Origin of the sequence: Plectonema radiosum NIES-515 (genome assembly GCF_025753815.1) — a bacterium.
Lineage (GTDB): Bacteria > Cyanobacteriota > Cyanobacteriia > Cyanobacteriales > Nostocaceae > Hassallia > Hassallia radiosum_A.
This window is the reverse complement of record NZ_JAOWRF010000317.1, coordinates 1-15,649: the sequence shown is the minus strand read 5'-3', so window position 1 is coordinate 15,649 and position 15,649 is coordinate 1. Positions and strand designations below refer to the sequence as shown.

The 15,649-nt window shown below is 42.4% G+C and carries 12 protein-coding genes, 1 tRNA gene and 1 pseudogene; 4 read left to right on the top strand and 10 right to left on the bottom strand.

Annotation, left to right across the window (positions count from 1 at the left end):
• Positions 1-29: 29 nt before the first annotated feature.
• Positions 30-227, top strand: a complete 198-nt coding sequence (locus tag OGM63_RS22275; protein WP_263747843.1) for a hypothetical protein — start codon at positions 30-32, stop codon at positions 225-227.
• 3 nt (positions 228-230) lie between these two features.
• Here the strand turns inward: OGM63_RS22275 and OGM63_RS22270 are convergent, their stop codons facing one another.
• Positions 231-1,370 (bottom strand): SGNH/GDSL hydrolase family protein, encoded by a 1,140-nt coding sequence (locus OGM63_RS22270; protein ID WP_263747842.1) that lies wholly within the window; start codon positions 1,368-1,370, stop codon positions 231-233.
• 183 nt (positions 1,371-1,553) lie between these two features.
• Here OGM63_RS22270 and dprA point away from each other — a divergent pair, with 183 nt between their 5' ends.
• Entirely contained in the window at positions 1,554-2,672 is a 1,119-nt protein-coding gene (dprA, locus tag OGM63_RS22265; RefSeq protein WP_263747841.1) for a DNA-processing protein DprA, read from the top strand.
• Positions 2,673-2,727: 55 nt separating this feature from the next.
• On the opposite strand, the gene OGM63_RS22260 is transcribed toward dprA, so the two are convergent.
• The 5 genes from OGM63_RS22260 to OGM63_RS22240 form a co-directional block, all read right to left on the bottom strand.
• Positions 2,728-4,287 carry a serine hydrolase gene (locus tag OGM63_RS22260; protein WP_263747840.1) on the bottom strand — a complete coding sequence of 520 codons (1,560 nt, stop codon included), beginning with the start codon at positions 4,285-4,287 and terminating at the stop codon, positions 2,728-2,730.
• A 146-nt stretch (positions 4,288-4,433) separates the two neighbouring features.
• On the bottom strand, positions 4,434-5,180 hold the full coding sequence (locus OGM63_RS22255; RefSeq protein WP_318528524.1) for an RNA methyltransferase: 747 nt from the start codon (positions 5,178-5,180) through the stop codon (positions 4,434-4,436).
• A 253-nt stretch (positions 5,181-5,433) separates the two neighbouring features.
• A tRNA-Gly gene (locus OGM63_RS22250) sits at positions 5,434-5,505 on the bottom strand.
• 182 nt (positions 5,506-5,687) lie between these two features.
• Entirely contained in the window at positions 5,688-8,852 is a 3,165-nt protein-coding gene (locus OGM63_RS22245) for an efflux RND transporter permease subunit (RefSeq protein ID WP_263747839.1), read from the bottom strand.
• Positions 8,853-8,958: 106 nt separating this feature from the next.
• Entirely contained in the window at positions 8,959-10,488 is a 1,530-nt protein-coding gene (locus OGM63_RS22240) for an efflux RND transporter periplasmic adaptor subunit (protein ID WP_263747838.1), read from the bottom strand.
• Positions 10,489-10,841: 353 nt separating this feature from the next.
• Between OGM63_RS22240 and OGM63_RS22235 the strand changes: the two genes are divergently transcribed.
• Positions 10,842-11,717, top strand: coding sequence for an Npun_R2479 family HD domain-containing metalloprotein (locus OGM63_RS22235; protein WP_263747868.1), 876 nt, complete (start codon positions 10,842-10,844; stop codon positions 11,715-11,717).
• A 126-nt stretch (positions 11,718-11,843) separates the two neighbouring features.
• Positions 11,844-12,959: an ABC transporter permease gene (locus OGM63_RS22230; RefSeq protein ID WP_263747837.1), complete on the top strand. Its 1,116-nt coding sequence runs from the start codon at positions 11,844-11,846 to the stop codon at positions 12,957-12,959.
• A gap of 354 nt (positions 12,960-13,313) precedes the next feature.
• Here OGM63_RS22230 and OGM63_RS22225 read toward each other — a convergent pair whose 3' ends face one another.
• The 4 genes and pseudogenes from OGM63_RS22225 to OGM63_RS22210 all read right to left on the bottom strand — a co-directional run.
• A complete protein-coding gene (locus OGM63_RS22225; protein WP_263747836.1) occupies positions 13,314-13,604 on the bottom strand; it encodes a type II toxin-antitoxin system RelE/ParE family toxin in 291 nt (96 codons plus the stop codon).
• On the bottom strand, positions 13,592-13,933 hold the full coding sequence (locus OGM63_RS22220) for a hypothetical protein (protein WP_263747835.1): 342 nt from the start codon (positions 13,931-13,933) through the stop codon (positions 13,592-13,594). Before OGM63_RS22220 ends, OGM63_RS22225 begins: the two co-directional genes overlap by 13 nt.
• Before the next feature lie 362 nt (positions 13,934-14,295).
• Entirely contained in the window at positions 14,296-15,372 is a 1,077-nt protein-coding gene (locus OGM63_RS22215; protein ID WP_263747834.1) for an RNA-guided endonuclease InsQ/TnpB family protein, read from the bottom strand.
• Positions 15,373-15,382: 10 nt separating this feature from the next.
• Positions 15,383-15,649: pseudogene (locus OGM63_RS22210) on the bottom strand (recombinase family protein); the annotation flags it as partial.

Below are 15,649 nucleotides of genomic sequence, written 5' to 3'. Positions count from 1 at the left end.
TTGGGTTAACGTATGTAGAGACGAAGCATGTGCAACGTCTCTACAAGGGTTTTGGGTTCACAAATATTCTTAACCGAACCGTATTGGAACGTCTCTACCACTGGAACGTCTCTACCACTGGAACGTCTCTACCACGGAACGTCTCTACGGTGGAACGTCTTGACGATGGAACGTCTCTACGGTGGAACGTCTTGACGATGGAACGTCTTGACGACGGAACGTCTTGACGACTATTTCCCTAAAATATTCAATAATGCTTGTCGATAAATCTTGAGTCCTTCTGCATTCAAATGATCGCCATCAGTTGTAAAATTATCTTTCAAAACATTATTTTCATACAACGGTGCTATACCTTCAGCGACAACTGGGACATTTTCTGAAGCTGCCACTTGATTAATCACAGCGTTGATTTGTTCGACTTTAGGGAGTGGGGCTGCTAAACTTGGATCTTTACTAGCTGCGACAGTTGAGTAAAAAGCGGGAATGAGAAAAATCTGTTTAGTTCCGGATGTTCTCACAAGTGCGATCGCTTCAAGCAACTTTTTGCGAAAATCTTCATCACTAAGTTGATACCAAGCATCATTTCCCCCAACAGCAATGATGGTTTTTTCGCATTTCACCTTGGTAGGAATTAAACGTTGCAGTTGTTGAACTAATGAGATTGAACTCAAACCATTAATTCCAAAATTAAAATTACCCTCACCAAGTGTATCTCCAATTTGAGCGGAAATAGAATCGCCAAACAAACAGCCTGAAAATTGCTTACCTTCGCTTGCGTATACTTGATATTGTAGTTCTAGTTGCCAGAAAAGAGAAGAACTCAAATTATCTTTTGGTGTTGGATCATCAGAAGTAAAAAATGACTTTGATTTGCTAACTAAGTCTAAAGTAGCTGGTACATCAATAACTAATTTATTACTGGGATAAGATTCGAGAAAGCTGAGTATACTTAAACCTTCTGATGATTTTGCACCGAGAAGCAAAGCAGAGCGGAGTGCTGGTACACCTGCTCGATCGCGTCGAGCGATCGCACGAGAAGCACCAAATAAAAATAGTTTACCAATTTCTGAATCTACCAGCTTATTTAAAGCCACAATATCTAGAGATTTTTTTACCTGAAGTGCTTCTTGAAACTTTTGTTGCTGCTTAGGTTTCAAATAACCGAGAAAAGATTGCAAATCAGAGGAAACTTTTTTGGTTTCCGCATACTTCCGTATATCTGCTACAGGAAGCGATTGAGCGAATATTCCATATCTGAAAACAATTTTTTCAGCTGCCAAACTAGGAGACGAACCGATAAAACTATGAAAAATTAAAAATATTAAGCAGCCGGATATGCATAACAGAAGACGATATAAATAGTTAATCATTGATAATTGTTGGTTGATAGTTGGACAAAGGAGGGTATTGGGCAATGGGCATTGTTAATTATTTTTATTCACCTTCTTTCCATTCCCTATTTCCCAGTCCCCAGTCTCCATTTTCCCATTCATCAACATAAATAGACAAACCTAATTTGGGAATAATCAAGCAGTAAGAGTGAGGATGGGAAAGTGGTAGAAGAGCGTGCATATTGGCTAGCTTGGTCGCAAATTTCGGGGATTGGTCCAGTCTTAATGCAACGGTTACAACAGCATTTTGGCACGTTGGCTGCGGCTTGGAAAGCACATCGGGCTGAATTGGGTGAAGTAGAGGGTTTTGGTTTGCAGACGTTGGAAAAAGTGGTAAAGGAGCGATCGCGTTTGCACCCCGAACAACTACTGATCGAGCACCAGGAGGAAAATCCTCATTTTTGGACACCAGCTGATGTAGATTATCCCCGCTTGCTGCTAGAAACACCTAGTGCACCGCCTGTATTATATTATCGTGGTGAAGTGGACTTGTCAGAAAATCTCGGACAAAAACCGCTGGTTTCGATTGTCGGGACGCGCAAACCTACAGAATATGGTATACGTTGGACTCGTCAAATTAGCACAGCTTTGGCAAAAAATAACTTTACAGTCGTTTCGGGAATGGCAGAGGGAATTGACACTGAATGTCATTTAGCTACGATGAAAGCTGGTGGACGCACAATAGCCGTTTTGGGTACGGGTGTAGATGTCATCTATCCACAGAAAAATCGCGATTTGTACAAGCAGATTTTGACATCTGGGTTAGTACTGAGTGAATACACCGCGAAAACACCACCCGATCGCACTCATTTTCCTCGTCGTAATCGAATAATTGCCGGGTTGACTCGTGCTGTTTTGGTGATGGAAGCACCGATAAAGTCTGGTGCTTTAATTACAGCGCAATACGCAAATGAATTTGGACGAGATGTTTATGCACTACCTGGTAGACTTGATGACCAGCCATCCCAAGGTTGTTTAAAGTTACTTTATCATGGAGCAACGCCGATTCTCAGAGAACTTGATGAACTGTTAAAAATGTTGGGGGCAATACCACAACTTGATGTAATTGAAGCTTTACCAATACCGCAGGAGTTGGTGCAGCTTCAATTACCACCAGAACTGCAACAAGTTATGGAGACTATTTCTTCGGAGTCTTTGCCTTTTGATTTTATTATCCAACAAACAGGGATGAATGCTGGTTCAGTTTCTAGTGCTTTATTGCAGTTGGAACTTATGGGTTTGGTTTCGCAGTTACCGGGAATGCGGTATCAACGATGTTAGTATGCATATTTTGAGCACTGAAGTGCTCACTACGAAATAAAAATTAATATAATATTTATCTTTGAGGATAGTATTGAGGATTAGTTATAGGGTATTGATAATTGGTTCCCATATTATTGGGTGAATAATTCATGTATGGGGGTGGATAACTTCCTGTATTGTTAGGTAAAGGTGTCATGACTGGGGGTTGATAACCGCTTAGGGGTGGAGTGCTTCCCATTGGGTTGGTTTGAGGTGTCATGACTGGGGGTTGATAATTGCTTACGGGTGGAGTGCTTCCTGTCAGGTTGGGTGTACCATTTTGGCTGAATTGTTGGTAAGTAATACGAGAAATGCCGCTAATGAGTTTTTCGGCGCGAGAATCGTTATTTGGACGTTGTATCATGACAGTGGCGATGTAACGCTTGCCATTTGGCATATAAACTAAGCCAGCATCCGCTAACATTGTACCAATATCGCCGGTTTTGTGAGCAACGGTTGCGCCGGCTCCCAAACCAGAGGGTAATAATGTGTCTCTCTCAGTATGACGCATGATATCGAGCAGGCGATCGCGCGATTGCATACTCACTAAATTACCTTGATTCACCATCCCTAGCAAATTCCCCAATTCTTTGGGACTGGTGGTGTTTGTACCTTCTAAATCTGGTAATTTGTTACGAATAACGGTGGTTGTCAAACCCCAACTGCGAAAACGCTCATTTAACGCTTCAATGCCACCTAATTTGGCAATCAGCATATTTGTGGCAGTATTATCGCTAATTGTAATCATTTTCGTGACAACTTCCAGCACCGTGAACTGAGTTCCCACAGGTTTATATTGCATATTTCCCGAACCACCTGCAACCATATCCTGTTGCATGGTTAGGATTTCATCTAAGCGAATTTTGCCTGCATCCACATCCCGAAAAAAGGCAACCAATATCGGCACCTTAATTGTGCTAGCTGCGGGGAAACTTGCACCAGCGTTTACATCTACATAACCCCCATTATTCAAATCTACCAAGAAAACTCCTGGGGTCAAATTTGGACTTGCCAGTGCTAAATTTTGCACAGCACTTTTTAAGGAGGTGATTTCCTGAGATAAATATAAACCACCACCAGCAACTTGGGAATTCTGGGTAGATTGTGCCTTTTGCTCTACATTTTCAGTATTAGATGACACCGAAGCCGAGTTAATCCGAGTCGCAGGATCTAACACTGATAGCACTGTACCGACGATCGCACCAATACCAACTCCGATAATTAACAAGCGCATTGCATATAACAACGATCTTGCCATTGGCTTTAACCTAGTTTTGCGCGATCGCGAAATTCTTTTTGATACTACCTGCTTTCGCATCGGCTTTAAGTTTCCACCGCTGGGTTTAAAAGGTGGTATTCTTCCTTTGACAGCAGATGGCATAACTAACCCAGGTCGTGTCTTCGATGCACCTGGAGGAGTAAGTGTAGTGCTAATTTTTTGGGGATGCGAGAGTCCTTCGGACACGCTTCGCGAACGCGGTTTGCTCTTTTTCTCTTTATTTTGTAATACTGGTTGCACTTTACGCTTATTTTGGCGTCCGTTGCTGGGTTGACGCCGTGATAAAGCGATTAGTTTGTCACTTGATTCTGACACTGCTACTCCTTATGACCCACAAAGGAAAAGTTTCTTGCATCCCGACCCAAAACTTATTACAACTTAATACTAAGTAGCATTTTTGCCTTTAGTTTAAGTCATATTCATGATTTTGGCGAGATGATCCGTATATAGTAAACGATGAATTACAAATTTTCGCGATCGCTCTTTCCCCCCATAGCCCATTCTACCTGCCGCAAAATTCCCTGCAACATAGCGACTTCCTTAATTTGCAGTCCAGCACGATTATAAAGTTGTCGAAATTTTTCCATCCGACTAGCTGCCGTATGTGGATAAATGTAACCAATTTGCAACAACAGCGATTCTAATTGTTGATAGTATATTTCCACAACTTCAAAAGGTGCGAGTTCAGTTTTGCTTGAAGTTCGATTATTACTTTCTTTGGCATTTTCTGCCAGTTCATAACAGCATATTCCCACAGCCGCAGCCAAATTTAGCACTGGATAAATAGAATCGGTGGGAATGCGAATAAATTTCTGAGCGTAGTTTAATTCTTCATTACTTAATCCCCGGTCTTCTGGACCGAAAATCAATGCTGATTTGTCTTTTTCTTCCAATAACCAGGGTAATGCATCGCGGGGATTTTCTAAAGGCTTTTCCCAATCACGCACACGAGCAGTTGTCGCGATCGCTCTGACACATCCTTGCAATGCTTCTGGCAGAGTCGGCACCGATACCGCAGATTCTAAAACATCATCGGCATGAACTGCCATTTTTTTCGCTTCCATCCCCAAGAAGTCACATTGAGGATTAACTAATACTAGATGATGTAGCCCGAAATTTTTCATCACCCGTGCTACAGATCCCACATTCATTGGACCCGCTGGTTCTACCAACACAATTTTTAACCAGTCCAATTTCATTTCTCGCATCACCTTCTGCCTGCATAATGTCTTGATAGTTATTGTACGCAGCCCTGGTGAACAAGAGGCATTCTGGGAAGGGGGTAGGGGGGAGAACACCATACCGCTGCTCCAGCTTTGTCCACCAAACCAAGGATTAGAGGAATAGCGATCGCTCGTCAAATTGTCGAAGAAACCACAATGGTCAGTTGAGTTGCAATTCTGTTTTTGGTCAGGGAACCGAATTTTTCATCAAATTCCCTTTGTTTGAGACTTATCTTTAAGCGGGCGATGGGACTTGAACCCACGACATTCACCTTGGGAGGGTGACATTCTACCACTGAATTACACCCGCAAATCCTTTAGCCTTATTAATACTAAAAGGCATTATACCACATTATATCCTCTTTTTGTAGTAAGGAATGCGCGTCTTTATCTTAATAAAATGAGGACGCGCATTCCTCACGGGAGCAAAACATACATATTATTGTAGAGACGTAGCACTGCTACGTCTCTGGGCGCGGACATTATATTATATTATTTGTGAATTGAGTATTCAGAGGGCGGTTCTTCCCTAGCAGGAGGCAAACTCATCACTTCTTCAACAGCAACCATCTTGCGGCGTCGTTTCTTCTTGCCTATACCATATTTTGTCGTATCTACAATCCACCTTTGGAAAGAGTCGATGTAAGTAAATATGACCGGCACTACCACCAAAGTCAGCAAAGTGGAAGTTGTAAAACCACCCAAAATCGCAACTCCCATCGGTTGACGAACTTCAGCACCGGCACCAATTCCTAAAGCTAGAGGAATGATACCGGCAATAGTTGCCAAAGAAGTCATCAAAATTGGGCGCAATCGTGATAATCCGGCTTCTAGCAACGCCTCACGTTGTTTTTTGCCTTCTTGGAGGTTAACGATCGCATAGTCCACCAAGAGAATCGAGTTTTTGGTAACAACTCCCATCAATAAAACGATACCAATCAGGGCGTAAATTCCCAAGGGTTTTTGAGCAACCATCAAGGCTATGAGTGCCCCCCCTAAACAAAAGGGCAACGCCATCATAATCGCTATCGGGTAGAGGAAGTTATTATACAGCAAAACCAGAATCGCATAGATACTCATTAATGCCAGCCCCAGTGCAGTACCAAAGCGACTGAAGATTTCTGCCATAATTTTGGCACTTCCAGAAGATTGCTGAGTGACTCCTGGTGGCAAGTTGGTGAATGCAGGTAACTTGTTAACTGCATTTACTCCTTCTCCTAAAGAGATACCTTGCAAGTTTGCTTCTACCGCAACTTGACGAGCGCGATCGAAGCGGTTGACGGTTGCAGGACCGCTACCAAAGCGGATATCTGCCACAGCAATTAGGGGAACCAAGGTGTTATTTTGAGTGGGGACTTGGAGATTTTTGATTGTGTTGATGTCTGTTCGTGCTTTCGGGTCGATTTGGACGCGAATGGGAATTTGGCGATCGCTCAAATTGTATTTCGCCAAATTTGCTTCGTTATCACCTATAGTTGCGAGGGAGGCTGTCCGGGCAATTGATTGCACCGTTACACCCAAATCTGCGGCACGTTGCGGATCGGGAATTACCAAAATCTCTGGTTTTACCAGACTCGCAGTTGAAGACACCTCCACTAATCCGGGTACGGTTCGCATCTGCTTTTCTAATGCGTTAGCAGCTTCAAGCAAAGCGTCTGGATTCTCACTTCTGAGAACTATAGATAATTCCTTACCACTGTCACCAGGTCCTTCAGCTTGGAGACTAATTCTCGCTCCCGGTATTTGCTGGAATAAAGGACGTATTTGCACCTCAAACTCTTTTTGAGTAACTTTTCGTTCTTCCCTAGGTTTGAGTTTGACGGTGAGGGTAGCGGAATTTATTTGTTCTGTAGCGAGAACACTTTCAACTGCTGGATTTTGCCGGATGAGGTTGGTTCCTTGGGTCGCGACTTTGTTGATATCTAGCAAGGTGGAACCAGGGGGTAATTCAATGGAAACAGTGGAAATACCCACATCTCCGTCATCCACAAAACCTTTGGGGATACCGGGAATTAACATCAAACTGGCAATGAAGAAAGCGAAAGCGATCGCTAATGTGATCAATCTATGGCGTAATGCCCACTTTAACAGTGATTTATAAGGTTGAAAACGCCGCTTTTTGGAGGAAGGGGAAGATTTGCGCTGATGCTGTTTTGCATCTTCCTTCCCGTGCTGCTTATCCTTGAGTAAATACGCACCCATCATCGGTGTCACCATCCGTGCCACAAAAGTTGAGAAAATTGTGGAAACGGCAACGGTGACGCCAAATGGTTGGAAAAACTGCCCAGGAATACCACCCATAAAGGCAACGGGCAAAAACACGGCAATAATAGTTGCCGAACTCGCAATCACCGCTAATCCCACTTCATCCGAAGAGTCAAAAGAAGCTTCCCAAGCTGTTTTCCCCATTGCCATGTGCCGTTCCATGTTCTCAATTTCCACAACGGCATCATCCACCAAGTTACCCACCGCTAGCGCTAATCCCAACAAAGTCATGTTGTTGAGGGTGTAACCTAAGGCTTGCTGCACAAAAAAGGTCGGAATAATCGATAAAGGCAAAGCTACTGCTGTAATTAATGTAGCTCGCCAGTCTTTCAAAAAGATGAGAATTACTATTACCGCCAACAATGAGGCTTGAATTAATTCATCAATTGTGCTTTGGTAGGAGTCGCGCACGGGGGTGGCTCTAGTAAAAATTAATTCTACCTTCACATCTTTGGGAAGTGTTTTTTGCAGTTCTTCTAAGGCTGCTTTCACTCCTTCTTCTACCGTCACGGTGACGCTACCTGTACTCCGTAACACTTGGAAAGCTACCACAGGTTTGTTATTCAACCGTGCAGCTTGACGGATATCACCAAACTTATCTTCTACCGTCCCCAAACTAGATAAAGGAACGGAACCACCATTAGGTAAGACAACTTGGTAATTTGTCAAATCTTTGACGCTTTTGGCACTACCGAGAGTGCGGATACTTTGTTCGCTACCGCCAACTTCAGCACGTCCACCAGGTAAATTGATGTTAAAAGTACGTACTTGGTCGTTTACCTGGGTAGCGGTGATGCCTAGGGATTGTAAACGATTTGGGTCAAGGTTAATGCGGATTTCTCGGTCAACTCCACCTATACGCTTAACTTGCCCCACTCCCTTGACTGATAGCAAAGCGCGGCTGATAGTTTGGTCTACGAGGTTACTTAATTCTTCTACAGTTTGCTTGCTGGATGTGACAGCGTAGGTGACAATTGGACCCCCCGCAAAATCCACACGTTCGACTATCGGGTCGTTGATATCTTGGGGTAAATCTTGGCGAATTTGGGAAATAGAATTGCGGACATCGTTGGTAGCGCGATCGCTATTTGTACCCAAAATAAAAGTTATTATCGTCTTTGAGGAACCATCGGTAACAGTAGAACGCAATTCATCGATGTTTCCTAACCCAGCCACAGCATCTTCAATTTTTTTCGTCACTTGCGATTCAAGTTCCGCAGGACCCGCACCAGGTTGGCTAACGCTCACCGAAACCGTGGGAACATCAATATTTGGGTCAGTATCAATTCCCAAAGAAATGAAGGAGAACCAACCGATTATTGTCAATATCAAAAATATAACTATGGTCGGGACAGGTTTTTTGATTGCCCAAGCCGAGATATTGAAAGACATATAAATTTTGGTAGTTGTTAGTTGTTAGTTGTTGGGCATTGGGCATTGGGCATTGGGCATGGGAATAATTTTAGTCCAAGCGTCCCTTTTCCCCACTATGCATTAACTACTGTCTGTTGACTACGCGGACTTTATCGCCATCTTTGATGTATCCTGCGCCATCAACAACTAGGCGATCGCCTACTTTCACACCTTTTTTAATTTCCACCCTGCCACCAATAATAATTTCTCCTACTTCTACTTTCACAGCACGTACTATGTCTTCACCCGATAGGATGAATACACTTGCACTACCATCAGGTTGGGGTAATACAGCTTTTTGTGGTGCTGCCATCCCTACCGCTGTATTGCTAGTAATCGCTGCACGCGCAAACATTCCGGGTTTGAGCAAATTTGTCCGTGGTAAGTCAATTTTTATGGTTGCTTCACGTCTTTGCTGATTAATCAGCGGTTGTATCTCTCTAACTCGTCCTTGCAAGCGCACGCGGTTATCGATATCCGAGGTAATTTGCGCGGGTGCGTCAATTTTAACTTGTGGTAGTTGAATATCGGGAATTAACGCTTGAAGTTCTAGACTGCCGTTACTAATAATGGAAAAGAGCCTTTGGGGTGCTGAGTTGTTAGTTCCATTCTGGATTCCATTTTGGACGGCTTGGGGTGGTGTTCCCGCCATATCTCCAACTCTAACTAGTTTCTCAGCGATAAGTCCAGAAACTGGGGCACGCACCACAGTCTGCCCCTGCTGAGTTCTGACTTGTTCGACTTTGGCATTACTACTTCTGACAGCAGCTTGGGCACTGTTGATATTCGCGCTTGCGATGTTGACATTTGCTTGGGCACTTTTAACACCGGCTTGGGCACTCAAGACATCTTGTTCGGCACTTTTAACATTGGCTTCGGCAAGACGCACGGCTTCTATAGCTGTCGCTACAGTTGTTGTCCGAGTCAAGAGTTCTTGCTTGCTAATTGCACCTGCATTTGCTAATTGTTGATAGCTTCGGAGATTCTGTGTAGCTTCCTCTAACTTAGCCTTAGCTTGAGCCACATCAGCAAGTCTTTGCTGCACTACCGCTTGCCGGGAAGCCACATTTGCTTGACTGGTGGCTACAGCCGCTTGCTTGGAAGCTAGATCTGCCTGTTGAGATCCTACATCTGCCTGCTTTGATTCTACATCTGCTTTTGCTTGACGAATTTGGTCTTGCAAGACTGAATCATCCAGAATTGCCAAAACCTGACCTTGTTTAACTGAATCTCCTTCTTTGACTAAGACTTGTTTGATTTGTAAGCCATTTGTTAGGGGTAATACCGGAATCAAATCACGTGCCGTTATAGTACCTGTAGTATTTAGGATACGGGCGACACGAGTAGTTTCAACTGGAGCGACGGTGACTGTCATCGAGGGGGCAATACTTGTGGCAGGTTTAGTTGCTACCGGCTTTTGTTGACCTGCGGAACGATTAGCTAATAAACGGATTCCCCCTAAAGCGATCGCTATTCCCAAACCAGTACCCAGCAATAGCGGTAATAGCCAAGGACGCGAACGAGAGCCAACCCGGTCTTCCTCAAAGTCAGCATCCTCAAATTCCGAAACTTCTTCCACCTCAATATCTGAAAACTTTTCCTCCCTCACAGTCATCCCTCCAGAAGTACCCAAATAACAATAGTGATATTTGCTTAAAAAAACTTTAAATTAATTATCGTATATTAACTATGACTCATCACCTAGGCTTATGGCTGAATCGGCTCGGAAATTTACCTATGATAATAGTCATATTTTGGAGGATGGGGATTTGCAGAGGGGACAAGGGGGAAACCAATTAATGACTTTGCGCAATTAGAGAGAGCATAGCCTATGCTGGGAAACAATATATCAGGGCAGAGGATACCGACCCAGAAATGCGATCGCACATCATCGCTCAAGGACAAATCTGCGTACTCAATTCCAGCAAATGCCTGCCCAATTATTTAACTTTGACAATAAATAACAGTATGTTCAACGCAACCGAAATTTTGATTGATGCTTTTGTCAAGCAAATTCGAGAAGGCTACCGGCGCACTTACGGCTGTTTCAAAAATGACTACCAGGACATCATAGCTTGGGCGGGCAACATGGCTTTAGAAAACATTGCCAACAGTGACGCTTTATATCACAATGTTGAACATTCTGTCTTAGTCACTCTTGTGGGGCAGGAAATTCTCCGAGGCAAACATATCCGTGAGGGTGGTGTTAAAAGTGAGGACTGGTTGCATTGTGTTATATCCTTAGTGTGTCATGATATCGGCTATGTCAAAGGAGTTTGCCGACAAGACCGAGAAATAGAAAACTTGTATGCCACAGGTAAAAATGGGCAAATGATTACTCTTCATCCTGGTGCTTCGGATGCCAGCCTCACACCCTATCATGTCGATCGAGCAAAACTATTCATTGATGAGCGTTTTGGCGGTCACACGCTGATAGATTCTGAGATAATTAAGAGTAACATTGAATTGACTCGGTTTCCAGTGCCTGCGGCAGACGATAATCAAGGTACAAGTAGCTTTGCTGGCTTAGTGCGTGCTGCCGATTTGATTGGACAATTAAGCGACCCGCGTTACTTGCGGAAAATTACTTCTTTATTCTACGAGTTTGAAGAAACGGGAATGAATAAAGTTTTGGGTTATGAAACTCCTGCCGATTTGCGGAAGAACTACGCCAAATTTTACTGGAATGGCGTATATCCTTATATTAAAGAAGGACTGCGTTATTTGTCTTTGACACAGCAGGGAAAACAAATTGTCGCTAATCTTTATTCAAATGTATTTGTTGTCGAACACGAAAAACAACAAGAAGAACAATATTTAGAAGAGTTAGGAGTTAGGAGTTAGGAGTTAGGAATTAGGAATTACGGATGAGTAAAAAAGTTTCATAATTCATGTCTTGCAACTAACAACCAACAACTAAGAACTAACAACTAACAACTCACAACTCACAACTCACAACTCACAAATATTATGAATTGGTGGCAAAGACTCAAGAAAAACCCGTTGGCGCGATTTGGCGCAATTTTGCTAATAGTTTTCTATGTGTCAGTAATTGGAGCTGATTTAATCGCTCCTTACGACCCATATATCACACAAGCAAATGGTTCGCTCCTGCCACCTACTCAGGTTTATTGGTTTTCTAAATCGGGGCAGTTTATCGGTCCTCATGTTTATCCGACGACCCAAGGAGACACAAATTTAGAAACGGGTCAGCGAGAACTGATCGTAGACCGCAGTAAACCTTCACCTTTACGTTTATTCGTCCAAGGTTCAGAGTACCATTTGTTTCAGCTTAGTTTTCCCGTACCACCCAAATGGGACGAAGTGACAATAATTCCTGGTATTCCACTCAATTGGCATTTGTTTGGCACAACCGATAATGTCAAATTCAATTTTTTGGGTACTGATGACCAAGGTCGCGACCAATTCAGCCGCTTGTTGTATGGTGGTCGCATTAGTCTATTTATTGGAATTATTGGGGTACTTATTACTTTTCCCCTTGGTCTGTTGTTTGGGGGAATTTCTGGCTATTTCGGCGGTTGGACTGATAGCATAATTATGCGTTTCGCTGAAGTACTGATGACTTTTCCTGGTATTTATCTTTTGGTCAGTTTAGGGGCAGTATTACCAGCTGGTTTAAGTAGCACTCAGCGCTTTTTGCTAATTGTGGTGATTATTTCGGTTATTAGTTGGGCTGGGTTAGCACGGGTGATTCGCGGACAGGTGCTCTCAATTAAAGAGCGAGAGTTTGTCCAAGCTGCACGAGCAATGGGTGGTAAGCCAATTTATATTATTCTCCGTCACGTTTTGCCGCAAACCGCTACTTATGTAATTATCGCTGCAACGCTTTCAGTTCCTGGCTTTATTGGGGCAGAGGCAGTACTTAGTCTCATTGGCTTAGGCATTCAACCACCAGATCCTTCGTGGGGTAATATGCTTTCTTTAGCAAGCAATGCTTCAGTTTTGGTACTGCAACCTTGGCTAATTTGGCCCCCTGCTATACTGATTATTCTGACGGTATTGGCTTTCAATTTACTCGGTGATGGATTGAGGGATGCGCTTGATCCGCGTAGTTTACGACGGTAAGTTTTTTGTTGTAGTTGAAGTTAGTAGGCGATCGCACTTGATTATCCGACAATTTATGGATTAGACACAAGAAGTAGAAATTAAATATGCGTTAGAACCTGTAGAGACTATTCTGTGCTACGTCTCTACATTTTTTTCACTTTCGCGTGTCTATTTTGATAGGGTGGGTGATGTTTTGTGCGATCGCATTCAAGAAAAAGAGCGATCGCACCAGTTGTTAAAGGTTCCATTAGCTACCTTTCCTGCGTGATTTTTTTGTAATATTATGTACTGTTTTCAGAAAATTTCTCTAATTTTTGTATATTTTAATGCTTTTAGCTACAAGCCAATTTCAACTTATCAGGCTTCTTTTCCCTAAACAGGTCGATTCTCCCGTCCGTGATAGACGCGCAAAATAATCACATCATCCTCAAGAATGGCGTAGTGAATAATATAACCGTATTTACCAAAAGGCACTATTATTTTCCGCAAACCTGCTACTTCATCAACGATCGCACCCCGACGTGGATTTGGGTGCAAACTTTCTGCTGATGAAACGATCGCTTGTACTGCGCGTGTTGCCGTATCGGCATCATTAAGTTTGATAAAATCATAGTGACGGTTTAAATCCGCGATCGCAGCTTGAGTCCAAACTATCTGGGACATGAACCTTCTTCATCAGTACCTAAACTGTTTGCCCATTCCCGCACACGATGATGTTCGACTCCGGAACCTTCACGACGATAAGCTTCAAGAGCCAACTTGCTTTGCTTAATCATTTGGGCTTCTGTGAGAGTTTGAAAATTTAGGTTTGCGTCAATCTCACCAAAATCAAGTGATTCTTCTGTCCCTTGCGTCGTCAGTAGTAACTGCTCAAAATCTTCTAAGTTTCCTTCCGAAGCTATTAGCCAAGTTAATAGGAGGGTTTTTACTTGCTCTCCAGGCAAGGCTTCAAGATGCTCAAATATTTGTTGCCTAATATTACTTGCTGTCATCAATTTTTAATTTTTGGAGATATTAATAGTTATAGATACGTATATTTTAACTAAAAATATCTTGTTATTTATCATAGGAATGAGCGCAAAAACTCTCTCAAACTCTTATTCCTTGGCTTCCTTCTCCTGTGGGAGACGCTGCGCGTTAGCTTCCTTGGCGTTCGTTTTCCTATAATTCTGCGCTAAAATTTAGAGCTTCATCTCTCCGATGCTTAATATATTGCCCAAAATATTTGTGCTGTTCAAAGGTAAACCCCCTATAGTTTTTATTCTTTCTAGACTGCTATATAAAACCTAGACAAAGCTAGACTTTACTTCTTACTTCAACGGGAGCATGGGAGCGGTTATCCCTCAGTAAGCTTTCACGCCTTAGCCAGACGTGATAAATTAATTGCTGCGTTCAAATCCCTATCTATGGAATAACTACAACTACTACAGTTGTAAGTCCTTTCTTTGAGTGGCATATCTTGAATATGACCACAGTTGGAACAGGTTTTACTTGATGGGAACCAACGGTCAGCAATGATTATTTCGCAACCAAACTTTTTGGCTTTATATTCTAACTGACGCTTAAACTCATGGAAACCACAATCAGCAATTACTTGTGCCAATTTGTGATTTGATAGCATCCCAGAAACGTTCAAATCTTCTACTACTATCCTTGCGTGGTTTTTGCATAAGAAAGTAGTGATTTGGTGGATCGTGTCCTTACGGAGATTTGCTACCCTAGCATGATGTCTAGCAAGTTGGATTTTCGCTTTATATCTGTTGTTAGAACCTTTAACTTTTCTGGCAAACTTTCTAGATACATAAGTGAGTTTTTCTAGATTAGTCTTGTAATGCTTGGGATTTGGAAAAACAACGCCAGTAGATAGTGTAGCCAGTTCCTTCACACCTAAATCGACTCCCACAATCTCATGTTGCTTAACAGTTGGTTCATGTTTCTGTTCATACGCGAAAGCAATAAACCAACTATCAGCAGTGCGAGAAATTGTAATTTTGGTGCATGTAGTGTGGGGCAAACCCTCGTAAATTTTAACCCATCCAATCGTAGGCAGTTTTACCGATTTACCACCAACAGGAATAGGTTTTCCACTTGCATCAATAGTAAATGAATCGTTCCGTCCTTTCTTTTTAAAATTAGGATACCCACCTTTTTTGTCAAAGAATCTAGAGAAAGCATCACCAAGATGGTCGAAAGCGTATTGAGTTATTTTCTGACAAATACCTTTTTCTTTAATCCACTCAAACTCAGGCTTTACGTGGTTATTGAAGAACTTTTTGAGGATATATTTGTTAGGTTTTAATCCATCTTTAAACAAGTTATTCCAAGTGGCAAGACCCCAGTTATAAGTAAACCTTGCAATACCTGCATGTTTACTCATAATGGTTTCTTGACTTTTACTTAGTTTTAATTTTGTTTTGATGGATAAAAGCATTGTTTCGACCTCAACACTGTGTTTCTTTGTTCTTTAATAATATCTCATCATGTCTAGGGTTGTTGATACTTAATTTTAATTTATTTTTCAAATCAGTGGAGTATGAACGCAAGCCGTACAATCTGCAAGAGAAGCAATGTATGATTGCCATTAAATCTTCTACTAACTCTTGCTGGGGAGATAAAGATTCTTGATTAGCAACAATAATCTCGCATCCATAACTTGTGGCTAATTCTTCTACAAACTCAAATGCAAATCTACAGAGTCTGTCTTTATG

Excerpts from the sequence above, each read along its gene's own strand:
- OGM63_RS22270 (WP_263747842.1), bottom strand. The coding sequence starts at position 1,370 with ATGATTAACTATTTATATCGTCTTCTGTTATGCATATCCGGCTGCTTA.
- OGM63_RS22255 (WP_318528524.1), bottom strand. The coding sequence starts at position 5,180 with ATGCGAGAAATGAAATTGGACTGGTTAAAAATTGTGTTGGTAGAACCA.
- OGM63_RS22245 (WP_263747839.1), bottom strand. The coding sequence starts at position 8,852 with ATGTCTTTCAATATCTCGGCTTGGGCAATCAAAAAACCTGTCCCGACC.
- OGM63_RS22240 (WP_263747838.1), bottom strand. The coding sequence starts at position 10,488 with ATGACTGTGAGGGAGGAAAAGTTTTCAGATATTGAGGTGGAAGAAGTT.
- OGM63_RS22235 (WP_263747868.1), top strand. The coding sequence starts at position 10,842 with ATGTTCAACGCAACCGAAATTTTGATTGATGCTTTTGTCAAGCAAATT.
- OGM63_RS22230 (WP_263747837.1), top strand. The coding sequence starts at position 11,844 with ATGAATTGGTGGCAAAGACTCAAGAAAAACCCGTTGGCGCGATTTGGC.
- OGM63_RS22225 (WP_263747836.1), bottom strand. The coding sequence starts at position 13,604 with ATGTCCCAGATAGTTTGGACTCAAGCTGCGATCGCGGATTTAAACCGT.
- OGM63_RS22220 (WP_263747835.1), bottom strand. The coding sequence starts at position 13,933 with ATGACAGCAAGTAATATTAGGCAACAAATATTTGAGCATCTTGAAGCC.
- OGM63_RS22215 (WP_263747834.1), bottom strand. The coding sequence starts at position 15,372 with ATGCTTTTATCCATCAAAACAAAATTAAAACTAAGTAAAAGTCAAGAA.